At 39.1% G+C, this 19,997-nt stretch carries 11 protein-coding genes; 3 read left to right on the top strand and 8 right to left on the bottom strand.

From position 1 onward, the window contains the following. Nucleotides 1-34 precede the first annotated feature (34 nt). Nucleotides 35-3,838: a hypothetical protein gene (locus Q0R52_RS26845; protein WP_295801163.1), complete on the bottom strand. Its 3,804-nt coding sequence runs from the start codon at nucleotides 3,836-3,838 to the stop codon at nucleotides 35-37. A 221-nt stretch (nucleotides 3,839-4,059) separates the two neighbouring features. Here Q0R52_RS26845 and Q0R52_RS26840 point away from each other — a divergent pair, with 221 nt between their 5' ends. The 3 genes from Q0R52_RS26840 (at nucleotide 4,060) to Q0R52_RS26830 (ending at nucleotide 9,987) form a co-directional block, all read left to right on the top strand. Beyond that, on the top strand, nucleotides 4,060-5,172 hold the full coding sequence (locus tag Q0R52_RS26840; RefSeq protein WP_295801159.1) for an SIR2 family protein: 1,113 nt from the start codon (nucleotides 4,060-4,062) through the stop codon (nucleotides 5,170-5,172). A gap of 634 nt (nucleotides 5,173-5,806) precedes the next feature. After that, nucleotides 5,807-9,118, top strand: a complete 3,312-nt coding sequence (locus Q0R52_RS26835; protein WP_295801157.1) for a hypothetical protein — start codon at nucleotides 5,807-5,809, stop codon at nucleotides 9,116-9,118. Between the two features lie 5 nt (nucleotides 9,119-9,123). Then, nucleotides 9,124-9,987, top strand: coding sequence for a DUF4238 domain-containing protein (locus Q0R52_RS26830; protein WP_295801153.1), 864 nt, complete (start codon nucleotides 9,124-9,126; stop codon nucleotides 9,985-9,987). A gap of 11 nt (nucleotides 9,988-9,998) precedes the next feature. On the opposite strand, the gene Q0R52_RS26825 is transcribed toward Q0R52_RS26830, so the two are convergent. The 7 genes from Q0R52_RS26825 to Q0R52_RS26795 all read right to left on the bottom strand — a co-directional run bounded on the left by Q0R52_RS26825 (nucleotide 9,999) and on the right by Q0R52_RS26795 (nucleotide 19,926). Then, nucleotides 9,999-10,598: a hypothetical protein gene (locus tag Q0R52_RS26825; protein WP_295801151.1), complete on the bottom strand. Its 600-nt coding sequence runs from the start codon at nucleotides 10,596-10,598 to the stop codon at nucleotides 9,999-10,001. Nucleotides 10,599-11,092: 494 nt separating this feature from the next. Next, nucleotides 11,093-12,736, bottom strand: coding sequence for a hypothetical protein (locus Q0R52_RS26820; RefSeq protein WP_295801148.1), 1,644 nt, complete (start codon nucleotides 12,734-12,736; stop codon nucleotides 11,093-11,095). 26 nt (nucleotides 12,737-12,762) lie between these two features. Then, complete coding sequence (locus Q0R52_RS26815) at nucleotides 12,763-13,986, bottom strand: hypothetical protein (protein ID WP_295801146.1); 1,224 nt, start codon at nucleotides 13,984-13,986, stop codon at nucleotides 12,763-12,765. Then, on the bottom strand, nucleotides 13,979-16,159 hold the full coding sequence (locus tag Q0R52_RS26810) for a hypothetical protein (protein ID WP_295801143.1): 2,181 nt from the start codon (nucleotides 16,157-16,159) through the stop codon (nucleotides 13,979-13,981). Before Q0R52_RS26810 ends, Q0R52_RS26815 begins: the two co-directional genes overlap by 8 nt. A 58-nt stretch (nucleotides 16,160-16,217) precedes the next feature. Next, the gene (locus Q0R52_RS26805) at nucleotides 16,218-18,179 is read right to left on the bottom strand and encodes an AAA family ATPase (protein WP_295801140.1); all 1,962 of its coding nucleotides are present in this window, start codon (nucleotides 18,177-18,179) and stop codon (nucleotides 16,218-16,220) included. Further along, nucleotides 18,164-18,709, bottom strand: coding sequence for a hypothetical protein (locus tag Q0R52_RS26800; protein WP_295801138.1), 546 nt, complete (start codon nucleotides 18,707-18,709; stop codon nucleotides 18,164-18,166). The genes Q0R52_RS26805 and Q0R52_RS26800 overlap by 16 nt, the downstream gene beginning before the upstream one ends. Next, nucleotides 18,709-19,926, bottom strand: a complete 1,218-nt coding sequence (locus Q0R52_RS26795) for a hypothetical protein (RefSeq protein WP_295801136.1) — start codon at nucleotides 19,924-19,926, stop codon at nucleotides 18,709-18,711. Before Q0R52_RS26795 ends, Q0R52_RS26800 begins: the two co-directional genes overlap by 1 nt. Nucleotides 19,927-19,997: the final 71 nt, after the last annotated feature.

The following is a 19,997-nucleotide window of genomic DNA, read 5'->3' as shown; positions in this document are numbered from 1 at the left end:
GTGAGTTATGATAGCTGTCAACTTTTAGATAGCGTTAGCGATTTCTAAAAAAATCCCATTTTCGTTCGCTAATGGCGCTTTTGCGGCAATAATCGATTTGTTGATTTATGAATATTTTATGATTGATAAATTTTGACTGAGGTTTCATCTCCTGTACCAGTGATTTGATATTTTGCCAGATCCGCTCGTCAATCTCTCCGGCAATTGAATCACCGCTTCTGATAATGGTTCCCTGGTCGGTCCAGCGAATTTGTTTAAACAGTTTAACATCATCGTTAAGCAACAGGAAGGTTTTAAACAGGACATCAAAATGACTATGCAGTTTATTTTGAATTATCTTAAAACAAGCATTCATCTTACGCAAATCCGTGGCATGCTTCCTGATATAATGCTCAAAAAATGCAACTTTTTTTTCTTCGCCAACCTGACTTGCCCGGTTTTCTATCAGGTCATCCAATATACGTTCGCCCCTGAACAAATAATTGGGGCTCACAACTGATTGATCAAAGACTTCACCAATTGCGGGCAGGTAATCCGGCAGGTTCCAAAGCGCAGTAAGTTGATGATGGTCTTCCCGTTCTAATCGTAATCCTATAATAATCAACTGAAGCAGTTCACTTAAAAAAGCCGGTTCATTTTTTAATATAAATAACAGTTCACTCCCTTCGTAATCGTACCGGTCTATTCGTCCTGACAGATATAAGTACAGATTTTTTGCGGTCTCCATTTTATCGAAAAGAATGTAATTCTTTTCGATAAAATCCTCCTCCAGCCTAAATTCAACAGTTTTTGCATTTGCTCTTTCCAGCAAAATGGGCAATATATCGCTGAGGAAGTCAGAATCCAGTTGAACATATAAATGAATATTGCTGAAATAAAGGAAAAATGAACCGTTAAGCGAAGCCAATAGGGCTTTGTAAACTTTGCACCGCCCCGGTGTAACGTGTGCTTCATTTAATGCATTAAAAAAGCCGATTCTTACATATTGGCAATTGATAAATTCCTTGTCAAAAATTATTCTTTCTACTGTTTCCAATAATCCGATCCCTGCATCCTGAATAGCCTGGAAAAACACGCCATAATGAACGATTTGGTAAAAATAAGGCTTTGTTATTAGCGTAGTAAAAAGTTCAATGAAAATAACATTGCTTTCAATCAGCTTGTTTAAAATAATTTGTGCTGCATTATTTTCACGGTAGAACAGCCAAATGTTATGGATGGCGCAATCTCCTAATACATCGAACACCGGCAAATATTCGGATGCCAAGGAGTAATTAAAAACGCTCAATATCTCCCTGGTTTTTAAAGCATTGTATCTTCTGGTGAAGTCCTCCCAACTCTCGTTTTCACGTTTGTCCCTTTCCCGACGCCGTAATAAATCAAAATCGAGCACTTTAAACCATTGGTATTTTTCCGTGTTAGCTAACTCAAGGTATCGCTTATAAAACTCAAGGTCATCATTTCCTCTGGAAAGGTCTATGATAATTTTGTTAATGATATAGGCATCAATGAAGATTTCCGGATCAAAATGCCTGCCAAAAATGAGTTCCATATGCTCCCAGTCGGAAGCACGTAACATTGGCTGATCATTTTGCGAAAGACCATTTTTAACATATTCCAGTGTATATTGAGACAACAGGAGATAATCTTGAAAAATCGCATTAAAGGTAGTCCAGTATAGTGAACGGATATCTTTTACAACGTCCAACAGCTTGTAGGTTGCTTTGCCAACAGCCGCCCCCCTGTAATTAATGTGATAGAAAAAGTTTGTTTTTAAGAAATGCGGCGTGAGGCGCAAAAAGATGTATTTAAAAATTGGCTTATTGGTCTTAACCCGTTTGACGAGTTCTAAGGAAAAACAATGCTCCTTTTTAAAACCTAACCGCTCATCATCATTTGAAAACGTAAAGTGGCCGATAACAAATTCAACAAACTTTTCTGAAACCTCCTGTTGCCGTTCAACATAATCGAACATCAACTCGATGGCCATCTCAAAATTATCCGTGTATTCCTTGAGAAATTCTGATGTCAATTCAAGAAAGGAATCATGAGCATAGGTATTTAAAATCTTGTCTTCCTCGAACACGAAGACTTTTTGATTTGAATTCTTGTTCGCCACCTTATTTAACAAAACCAGCGGAGTTTCGTCCTGCATCGAATTTATTCGAGCGTGTATGTAGGCTAATGTTTCGTCGGGAAGGTAAGCATGAAAAATTTGGAAGAAATCAAATAAGGATGCTCCTTCCTGCACTATCTTATTGTACTTTTCCTTGATATATGGCAATAATTTGTATTCAAAATCACTTTTACCAAAGGTGCTTTTACCTTCTATAGCGGTAAATTTAATGCGGTGGCTATAAGAGGGGTAGAACTGATTTATGATGATTTGATAAGAGAGCAACTGATCCGCAAGAAAAACCTTGTAGAAAAGATAGCCCTCCAATATCTGATCAGTAAATTTCACGGTAGATTTATCAGAGAAAACCTCTACGATTTCATATTCTTCCAATTGGTAAATCTTTGTCCAAAAGTCTTTCTCATTAATGCCAAATGCGTTTAAAATCCTTTCGGTTTCTACATTATTGTCACGGTCAATGACGCGAAAAAATGAAAGTAAGCCAAGCACTTTCAGGTATTCCGGTTCCTTCAGGAAATGATTATCACCGGACACTCTTTTGTAGTATTCTTCATAAATAGCAGTGACCTTATCCAGGATCTCAATGGGCTGGTCTTTCGAAGCGATAGCTGCCATTACTGCCAACCGGGCATTTCCTTTAGCAATTTCAATGATTTTCTTTTGAAATAGTCCGTCTGTAATATTAAACGGCTGGCTGGAGATAATCTTAGTAAGTTGTTGGTCTGGAAAATTGCTTAAATTCAAAGTTGCGAAGGGGTAGCGCTCGATGAAAGAATGTATGTCCTTGTAAACATATTCCCTTACGGTTAGTATAACCTTTAACTGGACGTTTCCCTCGGCATACCAGGTAAATAATTCCCTCAATATCCTGATGCTTTTGTTCGCGTCATCAATAAATATCAGGACGTTGTGCTGTGCTGAAAAATGGCTTCTCAGGTCATTAATTACTGATAGGTCTTTATTGGTGATGCAAAAACAGCTGTAATCTCTATTGTCCTTGCTAAACTGCCTGGTTACTTCTACCGCTAACCGGGATTTCCCGACCCCAGCCGGTCCTTTGATAACCGTGATCATTTTATTGGCGATGAGATCTTTTATATTGTCGATCTCCTCCTGCCTGTAAAAAAAAGGATTGGATAAGGGTGTTGCTATACCGCCTTTTTCATATTCGGCCACAAACTTTTCTAAGGGCAATATTTGAAAGGTGCCAATTTCCAGACCCAGGTAATCCTTAGCCAGATAGTGATAGGATTTATAGATGGCATGGGCCATCGTTGTTAAATTAACCAATTTTAAGGGCACCTGGTGTGCTTCCGTAATTTTAGCCAATTTACTTTCTGTGGCCTCATCCAGGTTACTATTAAAGCATAAGACGATCCTGTCAATTTGCTTTGGAGTAAACTTGGTCTTACGGGGATCAAAACAAGCCTCCAAATCGCTCACCAGTTTATTATAGAAATCTTTTTTCTTTGGTGAATTATCCTGGGTGGTATATTGGATGAAAATAAATTTCCCGTTGCTGAGTTTAATCTTAGTGTCCGGCGTGCCACCTCTTGGCTTTTGTTTGCCCTCCGCCTGGCCCACCGGATTAATAGTTTCATAATCTTCTCCTCCATCGTAAAACAGAAAATGATCCCCCAGCCTGTGAAAAGCATCCGCATTCATGCTTTTCATTTTCATTTCGATAGTCTCAATAGTCATTATAAATGGAGTTCAAATAATCAGGAAGCACTCGCTTAAATTGCGTCAAAAATTAATGTGCTGCCAAAATGATAAAAGTACTTTTTATTCAGCCAGGAACAAAGAAAGCTAAATGCGGTGGTTGTTTGCTGTAGCTTTAATCAACCAATTGTCTTAGACATTATTTATAATACCGCATGTTAATCCGTTATCTTTGTGATTATCAATTTTCAGCCCGTATAATGAACGCTAAACCTTCGATCTTTACAGCAAAAGAAGTTGACGAAAACAACGAGAAAAGGGTAAGGTTGGTCGAGCTGATAGCGTCAGGTGATTCTATATTAATGGCAGGCAGCGGTTGCTCCGCCAAGATTTATCCGGATTGGCAAGGTTTTATTAACCGAATGGATGAAGTTGCGCGCGATCTCGATCCGAAGTTTAGTCACAACAGCGAAGATTTCTTGAGCTATGCAGATGCCGTTAAAGAATGCCTTGGAAATGACCGGTACTATGATCTTATCAATGAAGAATTTGGCCTTAAAGAAGTAACGCATTTAGAAATGCATAAGGTGTTGTGCCAATTACCCTTTAAAGCCTTAACCACTACCAATTACGATGTGGTTTTAGAAAACGCCTTAACTGAAATTACTTTAAAAAGCGACAATTCCCTATATATTGAAGGAACTGTAAAAACCCGTATTAATCAATTTTTACGTTCATTAAATTTTAATGATAACCTTCCCAGGCGCGTCGTTCACCTGCATGGTATTTACCATGCGCCCGACAGCATAATACTATCAGGTAAAGAATATAAGCATAAGTACGGCTTCAGTTCCGATATACCGAGTGATACGCTTTTTGACCGCCTTAAAGATGAAAATTTAACCAAGGAAGTTTTTGAGGAGCTTTTACTAACCTATGGTTATGGCTGGCCCATCCGAAGGAAAATATTATGGTCATTACTGGCGACGCGAAGGGTAGTTTTTTTTGGCTTTAGTATGCGAGATCCTTATTTCCGAAAAATGCTTGATTTTGTACGGGAAGACATCAGTACCTATAATAAGGATAACCATTATATAATACTCAGGATAACCGAAAAAAACAAAATAAGTCTGCAAGCTTTCGCAGCCACATTAAAAAAAGATTTTGGTATCGAAAGTGTATTTTTTGAGGATAGCGACGGTAACGGGCTGGATAATTTCATTATCGACCTTGGCAAGGAAATTATCCTGCCGGAAAAACCAAAAACAGATTTTGTAGCGCCAGCATCTGAAATAAAAGTTAAAGATGGGGATTTGGCAGAAACGTTAAACTTATTTGAAATCAGTAAAAAACTAAATCAGCATGGTAATTAACAGAACATCCCTTTTACAGGAATTATATGAATTTGCCTTGGCGGATAACGGTTTAGTCGTAGGTAAACCTGGTATTGGAAAAAGTTATCTGTTACAAGGACTTAAAACAAAGCTTTTAGATAATAAAATTTTAGCTTTCATTATCCGCATTGATAATACCTATAATTTTAGTGATGAGGCCATACAGGCCGAACTCGGCCTGGAAAGTGACTGGATAGCCAAATTCAAGAAAATTCAGTTACAGAATGAATTTAAAGCAGTCCTCATATTTGATGCATTTGACGCCGCCAGGGATGAAACGCTAAGAAAGGGGTTTTTAAGCCAGATCCGGCGGGCACAAATACAATTGGGGGACAAGTGGAATATTTTAGTGAGTGTACGAACTTATGATGCAGGCAAATCTCCTGAACTCATTAAAATGTTCCCTGACCCCCGGTACTCAGCAACTGCAAAGATCAGCCGGCAGTTTACCGTAGGGAATCTTAAAGAGGAAGAAGTCAAAAGCGTGCTGAGCATTCATCCGGGGCTGCTTACTTTTTATGAAACCAGCAGCTCCGAATTAAAAGAAATATTGCATACTCCATTTTTCCTGGAGATACTTGAAAAAATAAGCCTCGATGCTAACGCGCAGGAGATGGAGGCCATCAAAAAATTTAAATCTGAAACACAATTACTAAATACGTATTGGGGGAAAAAAATTATTGGTACTACCGATCAGTTGTTTAAAGAACAGGTATTGGCTGCATTGAGCAATCAACTGGTGGCCTCCCGTTCTTTAAGTTGCAACCGTACATCGTTTTTAGGAGACCGCTCAGCAGCTTTTTTGGCGAGTTATCAAATCCTCAGAAGCGATGGTTTGTTGGATGAGGTGTCCATTAATCAATCAAGAATAGCTTTTGCCCATAATATTTTATTTGATTTTGCAGTCAGCTATTTCTGCCTGGACGAAGATTATCAACATTTTATCGAATTTATGGAGGGCGATTTAACCCGACCATTTTTTCTCCGGCCGAGCTTTATTTATTTCCTTACTACCTTATGGTACCAGAAAAATGCGATATTCTGGGATTTTTATTGGAAGCTTTTGGACAACCCTAAAAAAGAAGTTCAGCTTTTTCACCGATTGGTACTGAATGGCATCCTGGCATCAGAGTATTCAAGTGTAGGGGACCTGGCTCCAGTCATCAACTCCAATAAGGGTAAAGAAAAACCTGAGATCATTAGAAATGTTTTACAGTCTATCCGGTTTCTAAGGAGTAAATCAACGGCTGCGGACATCGACCTGCTGGCCGATTTATCGTTGCATCTGGACCCTAACTTTCTATTTGAATTCGGTTTTCTGATGGATAGGGCTGTATGCGATCTGACGGAACATCCGGAGTTTCGTAACAGCAGCGGCCAAAGCGCCAGAAACATGATGCGATACATCTTTCAGGCAAGGCTCACAGAGGCAAAGGAATATGTGGACAGGATCGGTGCGCAACGCGGGATCGACCTCGTAGCGAGAACCTATGACACCGATAAAAAAGCTTCTTATGAAGCCATCTTGCCGATTTTAGCCATATTGAACGAACCGGGATTTAATATCAATTGGTTTACATTTTTAGCAGAGAGCGTTAAGTTCATTTTATCTTTTGATCCTGAAATGGTTGCTAAAATTTATGAAGCCATTTTTGGTTACACTGAAACGAGTAGTGAACAAACATCGATGGGAGTGTCTGTGGTCATGAATTTTATGACCAACCGGATACAAGATTTCGAAATGTGTTATTACCGGCTAAAGGAATTTTATCCTGAATTTTTAACGTCATCACCTGAACTTGCTATTAAAACCGGTTTAAAAATCGTTAATGATTACATCATTAATGACCGCCTCGGCTATGCTGGAGAAGCGGTGCCGGTCGAATTTTCCTACAATGGTCAACCTCATTATTTCATTTCCGACCATTCGTCTTTATGGGCTGATCGCGATTATGAAAAGCCGACCGAAATGGCCGGTGATATTTTCGCTTATATAAAGGAAGTTTTTGATCATGATAAACAGGAGGCCGGCCAGGCGTTGGTTGCTTTGTATATTGAGCACGCAAAAACCGGATTTACCTGGAAATTGCTATTAAAATTTGCAGCCGGGTTTCCCGATCAGCTCCATGAAATTATTTACCCCTTGTTGGTAACCCCGGTTATCATGCGGCAAATGGAAACCTCGTTCGAGGTAAGAGAAATCGTTGAGGGATTTCAACACAAATTCTCTGATAAGCAAATCAAGACCATTGAAGAATTGATGATAGCGCTTTACAAAGATGCCGATCCGGTCACCCTTAGCCGGGCACTTTCGCGGATAGCATCAAAGCGGCTTCAAAGCGATGAGGCTAAAAAATTCATGCAGGAAAATGTTCCTGTCGAAAATGAACCGGGCATATCATTTCATTCTTCTGTAACAACCTACACGACGGACAAATGGCTGGAGGAACGTGGAGTTGATTTCAAAATTTCAGAAAATCAGGGGTTAATGGACCTGATCGCTAAAATGGAGACCTTCAGCAATCAATGGCTCAACGATGTTCCGGATGCGCCGGTTTATACGCCATTTTTGGAAGATCTGGCGAACATGTTTGGGTTGTTGGAAAACGAAGCGAAGAAGTATGAGGAAGACCTGTATTTTTCAGCTTTAACCAGTGCCGTAAAAGTTGCATCCATTATCAGTAAAGATTATAAAAACCTGCCGGCCAAAGACTTTACGCTAATTGCGCAACTGATCAAAAAAGGGTTCAGCTACCATTCCAAATTTGACAGAGAAGATTCCGCTAATTCGTCGCCAAGTTCGGGCTGGTCGCCAACGCCAAGAATCGAAGCTTCAGAAGGAATAGTCAACCTGTATAATTTTGAGCAAAGTGATAGTCATTTCGATTTGCTGAGTAGTGCGGTTAATGATAAGAATTCGGTTATTCGTTTTAACGCGGTTAAAGGTATAGAGACTCTATTCAGTCATAGTTACGACGGCTATAATTCTCTTATTGAAGAAAGGCTGAAAGCTGAGAACAGCTCCTTTATTTATGCTATCCTTTTAGGAAATCTCATCTTTAAGATTGTTGGTATACAGGAAAAAGCTACGACATGGCTGAAACTGGTCAATAAGAAACTCCCTGATTTTGCAGAGCATGATACATTCCTAAGTAACTATGCCGACCTGCTGCTGTACCTGGTAAACCACTTTGATTTACCTATTGCTGTTGAAACACTTCAAAATGCTTATGACCGGCCCAAGTTCTGCAATACTGTCATCTTTCGGTTATTTGAAAAGATGCATCCTTCATGGAGGGAAAATAAATACGATCAAAATCCTAATTTGTATTCCCGTGAGCTATCGATCATTCAAGGCTATATTGAGCGGACCGACAAATGTCTCGCTGGGCTGAAACCTGAACAGGTAACGATGGAAGACCCGGCCATCAAAAATTCATTGATGGTACTTGACAAGATCGTTCAACGGATCTATTTCCTGATGCAGCCCAAGTCGCTGAACCGTAATACCTTTCAGTTGCCGGTAAATGAAAGCAGCCGTGAAGCCTTTTATTTTAAGATAAAACCAATGCTAAAAAGCATCATTACAGTTTCGGGAAATATTGCACAGCAAGGACTGATCATTGGTCATACCGCCCATTATTTTATACAACTGCTTAATGATGTTCTCGATTATGATCCAAAAGATATTCTGGAAATGGTTGTTCAGGTTACCCGGCATTCCGTTGCAGGCAGATATACCACTGATTCGCAGGCGGTAGCTGAAATGGTGAAGATCACTGAGAAGTTGTTGGCAGATCACCGGGGGCTATTGCTGGAAGACGGGGCTTTTCAAAACCTCCTGGATTTGCTGGATATGTATATTACGACGGGTTGGCCGGCTGCATTGGAGTTGTTATGGAAACTGGACGAGATCTTTAAATAATCACGATGTTACCCGAAAATCAAAACCAACACAGGGTATCCCAGGTCTATTTAAAGCAATTTGGGTTTCAGGCGAAAGAGCAATGGCTTTTAGCAGTTTACAGAATAGGTAATAAGGAAACTGAACAGGTGCCCGTCCGGGAATTTACGGCAGCCAATAACATCTTTGATCACCCATACGGAGACATTGAATTTCGTCGGAATTTCGAAACGCAATGCGGAAAGATTGAATCCTTGTACCCGGTCATCTTGTCTAATTTGGACAACCAAAGGCAGATCACCGATAAAAACGTAGAGGTACTATGTCACTTTATTGCCAGCCTTTTGACCCGGTCTACAGCGTTTACTAATTTCATTCAGCTTATTTTGAAGGATGGAAAAGCAAAGAAACGGTTCATTGGTGAACTCAGTGCGTTTAAACCAGAGAATAAAAAGTTAATGGAATCTTTGTTGCCCCACATTCCACCGGAGATGCAACTTAACACGCTTTTAGGCACGGTAACAGAACATCTGGTCGAAGTTTTCCGCCACTTTAATTTTGCAGTTTTTGAAAATTCAGGGGATATTTTCTGGGCAACTACAGATAACCCCGTTGTGCTGGATAAAAAAGGAAACTTTGAATGGCTGGTTTCCCCCGACTCGGAAATATACCTGCCTTTATCAAAAAGATATTGCCTTTTTCTTTATCATGATGAGGCGACTGACAAAACCAACCCTTTGCGACTAGGTAAACCAAATAAGATTAACCAACTGGATACCGTTACTTTTGAAATTGTGCAGAAAAAAATAATCTATAATTTGATTAACTTTTTCGTCATACCGGTTGCCCTTCCGGTAACCGATATTTCACCGCCCGGCGTCCGATATTGATTTATTTAATATCAAAACAAACTGAGTTGAACCATACCAACCTGTGCTTTTTCAATGTCGCGCAATGTTGCCAGGATAACAGGCTGTTTATCATTTGTGGTATCGGTACTGTCAATCTTTTTGGTCATCATGACTTTTAGTTCATTCAGTGCAAAGGTGAGTGCATCCTGGCGGCTTTTGAATTGTTTGCCGTAAACGGACAAGCCGTAGCAGCCACCGGCAACCCCGTAACTGTAATTCATGCCGTAGGTCCAGGTGTGTTTTTCGCCACGACCGAGATAGATCAGGCTGTGATTGCCGTAGCGGCTGGTGTCGCCAAATGTCAATTCTTCTTTGTCCGGGAATTGGGGCCGGATCAACCAGCCATTTTTATCTAAGGAAATATCAGTGAACCCAAACTCCAGGCCCTTTCGATAGGCGTAGACATTCATGGTAATCGTCCTGAAGGAATCGCCAAAACTGCGAAACCAGTCTAATTGTGTTTGATCGCCAGTTTCAATTGCTTGTAGCATCTCTTTAAAAATACCCGATTCATAGGGCATCAGGTAGTTGTCAGCGATGTAATCGGTGGGTTGATTTTTTGATTGTGGATTTAATACCAGGCATTCCATAACATTAATTTATTTTTTAAATGCCGGTATTAAAAGCTGGCCGCTGCTGCTGTCAAGGGCCCCGGTTCGCCGGGGTTTATGTACCCTTGACAGCGGTGGCGGCAGCTTTACTTTTGCATTCTTAAAAAATAAATTGATGAAAAGCCAGGTAAGCACATACAAAAAAGTGTTACTTACTATGCTGCGGAAAGATAGAGAAGGTTAAAGTTGGCGATTAACCGGCTTATAATAACAAGTGCCTGGCTACCGGATAGGCGCGCGGAATCGGCCAGGTAAAGCGCAGCGGTACGGTCCGATTCAGGTGGCACAGTGGCTATACGGTAGTCCGGCGCTTGTTGCGCGGCCGGCAAACGTGGTGAGGCGGGAAGCTGGGGCGGGAACGCCGAACCTTGTTTGCAGGCATGGCCGCATTAGTGATGGCAGCGGCATCCTTTTGAAAAAAGATACAGCGAACAGCGCGGGCCGAAGGCAATGCCCGAAAAATGCTGGAAATCCTATTGCAAGTCGAGTATTTTTTGGTTAATCTGTTTGATGGCATTATTAATGAAATCGTCAGCTACCTTGGCAATCTCATCTTCTGAAGGCCTTTGGTTATAAAGCTTAGTCATCCATGGTTTTGATTTTGAATAACCAATCATATAATTATAATCATTAAAATATATAAATAGATCCGTCATAACATCAAAAGCCCTGATACCTGCTTTTTTAAAACCTTTTAAACTAATAGTAATCCCAAGTTGGTGTACCAAACCTCGCTTATACAAGTGTAATTCTAAATCATAGGAGGTATTATACTCATAACTGTTATTATCAAATGAACGGTAAAGAATATGCTCGTTAAAAAGAGGGAATATTTCAGATTCTAAAGCCTTTGAAGCGTTGTCCATTATTGCCGGCAATAACTCCTGAAAAATCCGGAGGGTTATTTCTGGAGTTTGCTTAATGGTCAACTCAGGACCTGTCAGACTTGATGTAAGCACCCTAAGTTCTTCAAGCGGCTTCATATCTAAAATACGTTCTATAATTTCAGGAATCGGCTTTTGCTCATCGTTATGTTGGGGACTTAAAAATACCTGAATGGTATCACTCCAGAAAGTTCCGTCTCCCCACTCTAAAGAAATTTGAACGGGCACATAGTTGCCAACCTCGTCCAGTACATTTATATTGATTATACGATTGATAAAATTCAATTCCGGTTGATCGGTCGGATCTTCAGGTCTAATTGGAATGGTAATTAAACGTGTTAATTCAATCTTAATTATCCGGTTTAACAGTATAGGATTTTGCTTGTGAGCATGGTAATAAATATTAAACATAGAACCTACCTTTGGATTCATCAGTAAAGTAACGGGCGTTATGCTAAGGTTACTTTCAATAAGTTGCTTTGCTAATTGTTTACCGGAAATAATTTTAAAATCTCCATTTTCAATAACCAGATCATGATCGGGTCCCAATGCCAAATCTCCTCCAATATGGTTGGGGTCACGCCTTATCACCGGCGGATAAACCTTTACTGCTATTTCCAAAGTACCATTCTCGTTCGCCCACTCAAAGCTGTCATGTATCAGCCGACCATCACCCTGCGATTCAACGATGATATAATTTCCAAACACCTGTTTATGGCTGGAACCATATTCCCGCAGTGCGTTCAAATCTCCAAAAATAAAATCCTTAACGACAAACCTCCATGTATCATTTACCGCACTCTTCCAAATACCTTCAAACATTAATTGGGGGTGCAGGCAAATTATCGTTGTAGGCTCATGTATGCTGCTTTTAGTAAGGTCTTTTAATTGCCGGTAAGTGTCTGTCTCCATAGTTTGTTTCCATTGGAGTAACGTTTCGGCAGAATAGCTCCGAAAATCCGCGTCGATCAGTTTGGCATGATGACGGCATAACCAGATGCCATTGTCAAAGGATTTTCGTTCATCGGCAGTCATCTCCGGAAGATATCTTGGGCCTCCAGAAGCTGCTGCGTGGATATGAGCAGCTTCACCAAGGACGATTGCCTTATAGTCATCAACGGCGTTCGGGCCGATTGTCAGCACACCACAACCAGGATAGCAACAACGGAAAGCTACTCTACTGCCCAAAATACGTTTGACTTCCGATTTGAAATTGTCCCTTAATCCGGCCATTTAAAAATAAATTTGTAATTCAAATATCAATTTTCCAAAGGTTGATCATCGATCAGTTTCCTCACATCTTTATTGAACCAATGCTTATCATTGGTAAATACATAATCATGAAGATCACGATACAATTTCGAACAAGGTGCATCGTGGAAATACTTTTGCTCGAAATGGGTTGGAAGCAGGTCTTCATACCAGGCGTTATGTGCATTTAAGGATATATCTTTCCCCATTCTTTTAAAAAAGCCAACCATTCGTCTCCGTGATGCGGCATAGTTCTTAATCTTCTTTAAGTATTTAGCAGCATCCTTTTTAACCAGCTTATCATTGTATCTTGCCCGAATCTTAAACATATTCAAGTTGCCGCTTCTCGTGTCGTCTTTAATAACACCTAAACTTCCAAACATTTGGTCAAAAAGTGGATCTGTACGTGGAATTTGAACGTCTAATTCAAACTGATCAATTGCATCCCCAGCCAGAATTGGTTTAAACCTTAAAGCAGCCACATAACCTTTTTCATAAGGATTTATATGATAAGTTTTTGTAACTTTTTCCTGCCCTTTATTATATGATTTGTTACAAAAAGTATCGGAGGGCACAAGATTGAACAAGGAATAAGAAAGAAGCGGGTGGACGGTTTTGTCGAAAAAGTGATCAAGTTCGTGTACCTCTCCAGTTCCTCCTTCTTCACCTTCAACATAGTTAACTTTGTGAAGATTACAATAAGGACAGGTCAAAACAAGTTCCGGGATTCGAAAGAAATTCTTAATTGGTTTAACAATTCGATCACACGTTTTAAAATTGAATATTAACCCAATTATTTTTTTTTCGAGGCCTGTATTTATAGTGTAGGATGAGTTTAATTCATTATGCTTATCTAAAAGGCCATCGGGAGGACATAATAATAAATTTTTTAATTCCGCCCCATTTTTGTCCAAGAGAACATTTAAAAACGTCGCCATGTTGTCCAATACGTTATGAGCAACCTGCTCCTTGCCCTTTAAATATTCATCAAGAGCCTTCTTATAAATTGGTTGATTAAAGTCAGTCGTCTTTTTAGGGGTCTTTGCTGCTAAATTTACCAGATCCACCACAGCCCCTTTGTAAACTGTAAAATCCGTGTCGTCGTCAACAATATTCAATCCTTTGAGATGATCGAAAGCTTTTAAATAACTATTGATCTCATCTTTCAAAGCCTGGCCAATATTTAGCCAGTACTCTTTTTGCCGGTCCTGATGAACGATTATCTTAACCATTGGCTTTTATAAATTCTAGAATGCTTACTCTTAAATAATCATCACCAATATTTTCGATCAACAGTTCGTCATCATCATTAAGTGGCACATTATTTTTTATCTTATCGATCAGGTTATTGATCTGTTGTTCTGCGAATTTACCCATTAGCGTATCCTCCAAAAAGAAATTATCAGCGAGTAAATCATTTATATTGGCAGCAAAGGTCTTCGTTGCTTCTTTTGTAATAGATTTACCATTTTCCTCGCTGAAGTCCAGTAATAAAATATTATTATCCGGAATATCAGACAAAAGAAATGGCGAATGTGTAAGTAGTTGGATATTGATTGCACGTATACCGGTCTTTCCGGCCAGGTATAAGTTTTTGAAAGCCTGTAATAAATCGTTGATTAAGCGTCTTTGGAACTCAGGATGAAAATATAATTCGATCTCGTCGTAGATAATATTTACCGAGTTATAGGTTAATCTTGGTTTCTTGCTAAAGTGAACTGATTGAAGGTTGTTGATGTGATAAATTACTGACTGTATAACATATATCAAATGCTGTTCGCCAGAACTTAGATCCGCGAAGCTGCTTTTTTCTGTTGTTTTTGGGCTGGCTAAAATAAAATCAATCTCAAAAATTGAAGGTGGTATTTTTTGAGCGATCTCTCCGGCATTTTTCAATTTCATCCAATCTATCAATTTTTCGGGTTCAAATACCAACGTAATCTGCCCATTAATATCAAGATCGTCGGAAAGATAATTTGACCTCAAATTGTCCCAGCCATTCAAAAGTATATATCTTAAAAAATTCAGGGCTTGTAGAAGTTTATTAGTGATGTGAGTACCGTCCTCAATTAATGATTTAAGGTAGTTTAAACTGTCAAGCATCGGAGCGTTTGGACCAAACTGATAACCATGTTCAAAGCCTGGGTACAATTCACTTATTCTATCTGCCTTTCCTACAATATAGTTGAGTAAAACATCTTTTAAGGGCATATCCTGATAGAGGCCGGTGGCCATCGGCAATGTATCATCGATCAAACTGATTAAATCAGATATCATTCGGGCAGCTCGTGGGTTACCCGTGATTGAAACACCTTCACTGTTCAGGGAAGCTTCCAGGTTTGCGACTTTCCCCATGTTCAGCCTGAACACGATTTTTTCAACGATTTGATTATCAGTTACCCAAAGTGGTTTTTCTGAATCGTGATATTTCTGGACCAATAGATTACTTAACAGCCTGTACTTAACCAAAGACATTTCGCGGTTAATATCAAAATTGCCTTTGGTTCTCATTGGATTAATTACGAGGGGAGTTCGGTAACCATCGTTTTTATGAAACAAACTATTTATCCATTCGCCAATAACCAGGCTATTTAAACTATGATGAGAATAATTAACCGAGATCGTATAGAATATCAGGCGTTGCAAATGTTCCTTGGCTTCATTTAGATGAACCATTACTGGCCTAGTACCATCATCACCGATTGCCCAAATGGAGCCAGTTGCACTCAAAGAGTTACCCGGATCACATTTGATTTGGAAATATTTTCCGTCGACTTCGAAGTATAACTCAGCCCGTAACTGGTCCTTAAAATTCGTCAGGTTTTCCAACCTGTCCGGTAGGTTTTTCAAATCTTTTTGCAGTTGTTTCAGCCTGCTATTTAGATACTTCTCCTCTTTACCTAAGGTAAATTCCTTTTCCAGCGCTTCAAAGGGAATATCCCCAGAGTGTTTGGTTTTTAGTTCCTCATAATCCTCGTTTTTCTTTGCCCATAACTCAAGAAGTCGGATCTGAAAGCTCCTTATATCATTCCTAAGATTCCCAGCTGTGTCTGGTGAAGTTAATTCCGTTTCCAGTAATCGATGCTCAACAGAAAACACATAAACAATAGCAAAAAGCAATTCGATTAGTGAACTCTTGCCCGAACCATTTTTGCCCGCTATTGCTGAGATGCTAATCTTTAATTCTGTTCCGTCTGCGCTTTTAACGTCATAAAGATTTTCTGGGATCGCCTGACTTGTTTTTATTTTAAAAACATTTTCCGCCTGCTTAACCGCGTTATTATTTTCGTTTAAAAAATCAAAGTTCTGGTAGAACTGATAGATAAGTCCTGGCGAAAGATTTTTAATAAATCTGGGATGACAATCCTGTAACGGCCGGATCGCGAGCAATTTAAATGCGGTCATTTAACTCTTGAGATTATATTTAAACTAGCAGGTCACTAACTGGTCGGACATCGATCAATTAGTTGACACTTGGTTCTGGACTAGCAGGCTGACCTCCGGTAGTTTTCGGCGGTGTCACCTTTTTCAATAGTCGGTGATCGTCTGTTAGCGTCAAAAACACTTTATCCTTATATATTTCAGGGTATTTTTGAATAGCAGTGGATAAAATAACCTGATAATTCTGATTATTGCCCTCATCTTCCAGTTTGGTAAGTTGAGATAAACCCTTCATCAAGTTTTCCGCATCGATACCAGCCGTTTCAGGTGTATCTATGAGCAAAAATTTCGGGTACTTGCTATCAGAATTTTTAAGCGAGGTTTTCAGCAAAGTCAGGTAATACATTAACCTGATTGGAACTGTTGAACTAGCTTCTCGATATTCACCATTATTTATTACCGGCATATAGTCGTCCATATCGATTCGCGCAATCCTGCAATTTTTCAGGGTATTGATCATAAAATCATTATAGGTCAAGTTAAATTCATCAACCTTCGTTCTTATATCGGCATGAGAAGTTATCGCTAATGCGTTTGTTGTATCACGCAGGGTGTCCAAGCCGCGCACTGCCTGATCATATTGCTTTTGCAACGATTCAAGTTTCCTTTCTACTTCGATTCTCCGGTTCAATACACCGATCTTTTCCCGAGTGGCCAAGATTTGGTCATCGACACGGTTTAACTGTGCTGTATCAATACCGCTGTCAACGTCCCGTAACAAAGTTTTAATCTCGTTCTTAAGCAATTCATTCTGCTGATTAAGTTCGGCCTTTCCGCTTTGTAGTTGTATTTGAGTTTCCTGCGCACTTTTAATTGCAAGGTCAATTGTCTCAACGGTTTTTTGCTTGGCTTTGAATATTTGCAAATACTCGTCGCTGTTATAGAAAAACCTTTCATATTGGTCCTCATCTACTTTGTTACCGCATACACAATGACCTTCTTGTCGGTCAACCAGGCGAAGGCAATAAGGACAGGTGTCTGCTGAAAACAGACTCAACTTGTCATGCGAATGAATGATCTTTTTAATTTGAGTGACCTCAAGGATCAAATTTTCTTTCAGCTGATAAAGTTTGGAAAGTTCTTCATAAGAATCTGCTTCTTTGCGCTGTAAAGTATTTAACCGGATTTCATTGTTTAAAATATCGGTCTTTAACCGTGAAATCTCGCCAAAAGATGCAGTAGATGCCGGACGGTCAACTTTAAGGGAAGCTCGATACTCCTGCAAACGTTTGTATTGCTCTTCGCGCTCCTCAAGATCTTTTAGTAAAAAAGTCAAATTGAGATCGTCGTCATTTTCTTTCAGACTGCGCGAAATCATAATATATTCGTCTAAAAGAGCCTTTTTGACGGACACATCTTTTTCAGCTTCCTTTTGTTTCGCCAAAGAGGAATAATACTCGGAAAATGATTTACCGACCAACAGTTGAAAAATTATTTTTCGTACTAACTCTGAATCGGCGATTATGTTGTCAAAGTCCGCAGCTTTGTAAATTTTTCTAGGATTCGGTTCTTGATCATGGAAAATAAGCCTTAAGAGGTCACGGAAATTAATAGTAAAATGATTGACACCCTGAAATATCTCAACGGCTGTTATACCCAGCGCTTCCAATATCCAGTCAGAAAAAATATATTTTTCGTTTTTTGATCGATTTATCGGCAAAATTTTGACGTTGCCATCGGTAGGAATAATATTGATATCATTACGATTTATATACCGCTGTAATAAGAATGGGACATCATTAATTAGGATATCAAGCTCCACAAAATTTTCAGTGTCCCCAGTGATTTCAATGTGAGTTTCTTTATTACTTGTGCGGAATTCTGGAACGGTCCCACTCAATCCATAATAGATTAAGTTCATAAAGGTAGACTTCCCAGAACCATTTGACCCTTCCAAAATATTTAGACCTTTGGAAAGCTGAGGCGATTCGAAGTTATATTTCGTACCTATATAACGGACTTTATTAATTAATGAGTTACCCATTTTGTAATTCCATAATCATAGTAGATGCTGCTTAGTAATGTTTCCAACTTAATCATTGATAGCCTTGGCACAACGCGTTTTAACATGTTTGCATTATCCAATTCCAGCTTAAAAATATTATTCTCAAAAAGGTTGGATGGGACTGAATCTTCCCTTAGATATATATCAAGTTGACTGCTGGCGGCGTTTTTAGAAATCCCTATTAGTCCTTTCTTTTCGAGTGCAAATAATAATTTCAGAATTTCATTAATTCTTACCAAACCAGATGAATAAGACCTCATCAACATTTCTTTATCGCGATAATTAAGATAACGACCCGAAGGGTATGATCTTAAAATATTCAACAGCGTCCAATCCGCTGAAAAATCCACCAGAAAAGCCAGCTTACGGTAGTCCTTAAAAGTTTTTTCCGCAGAATTACAACCCAATGTTTTTAGGATAATAATGATGTTATAGGTAAGAAAATAAAAATCCTCCCCTTTAATAAACATCAATCGTTTCTTATTTCCGGATACTTGTTGCTGGCTCATCAGTCAAATGCTAAATAACAGCTATCAAATAGTTCTAAAATCAGGCCATCTATCAGCTTCTGATTGTTATAGGTATAACTAAATTTTTTGCTCAAGTTATTTATAACATCATTAGCCTCTTCAATCAATTTTTTTAAAAGTTCATCAATCTCCTGTTCGGTAATCGGATTACTGACATCGCGGTTGCCTAAGTATGCTAGTAAGAAGTCGTTACAATGTTCAAACACTCTGTACTTCAAAGAAAGCAGACTTTTATCCGTGACGAAGCTACTTTGTTCAATAAGACTACGGGCAACTTTTAATGCATGTTGTTCTATTTTACGTTCACTATAACTCGTGCAAACATCTATAATCTTATCTTTCAGATTACGGCTGTCTGACTGCGGCATAGTTGCCCAAAGCTGCCATACTGGGTCTGCTATCAGATGGTTTGGATCTGAACTTGCCCTTATAAAAACGAGTTCAATTTCTGAAGAATGAATAAATTTTTCAGTTGGGTCCTTAATATTTTGCCGCTCATCATACATCTCCATTAATTCCGCAAATATCGACGCTTCTTTTCCCACTTGCGAAGTTGAAAAATGTTTGCAGGCTTTAATTTTGTCCAATACTTCCTGTTTTTTGGCCACTTCGTCAAACTCACCAAATTTCCAGTCTATTGAACTTATGAATTTTCTCCATTGATTGTCGGACATTTTTTCGATGACATCAATTCGTCCAGGGTGACCAGGCTTATCGTATTGAGCTTTATATTCAGCGATTATAAATTTTTTTATACTAGGGATTAGATCTTTATAGTCGTAGTTCTTGTCGATTAAAAGTTCTAATATTGCCTTATCCGGTAGATTGATCCCGTTGTTCCTAACAACATTGGAAGTCCCTTCCTTGCCGTAACTGTTTGTAGAGTAAAACGATAGTTTAAGATTGTCGCTGAACTGATTTTTTAGCCAAATATCGATAAAACTAACCATCGTATTTATAACCTCATGGCTATTAAACGTAAAACTGGTATCGGGATTATAATTCTTGTTTTCTTCCAGGGTTTCGCTACCGTCATCAGCCCGGTCTTTGACGTACACATCTTCGATGTGCTCAATGGCAGAATAAAATTGAGGTTTTTCGCAAGTGGCGATACCATCAAGCATATATTCGATAACACGTATCTTCTGAAGCCTGAAGCCTTTAGTTTTATCAGATGCTTCCCGGTTAATCGTCATGCAGATAGTTGATAATTAGTTTAGTTGCCAAATATTACTAATAAAATTAACACTAAGAACTATTTTTCAGA

Origin of the sequence: Mucilaginibacter sp. (assembly GCF_025359345.1) — a bacterium.
Lineage (GTDB): Bacteria > Bacteroidota > Bacteroidia > Sphingobacteriales > Sphingobacteriaceae > Mucilaginibacter.
The sequence above is the reverse complement of the archived record's forward strand: the minus strand, read 5'-3'. Positions and strand labels throughout refer to the sequence as shown.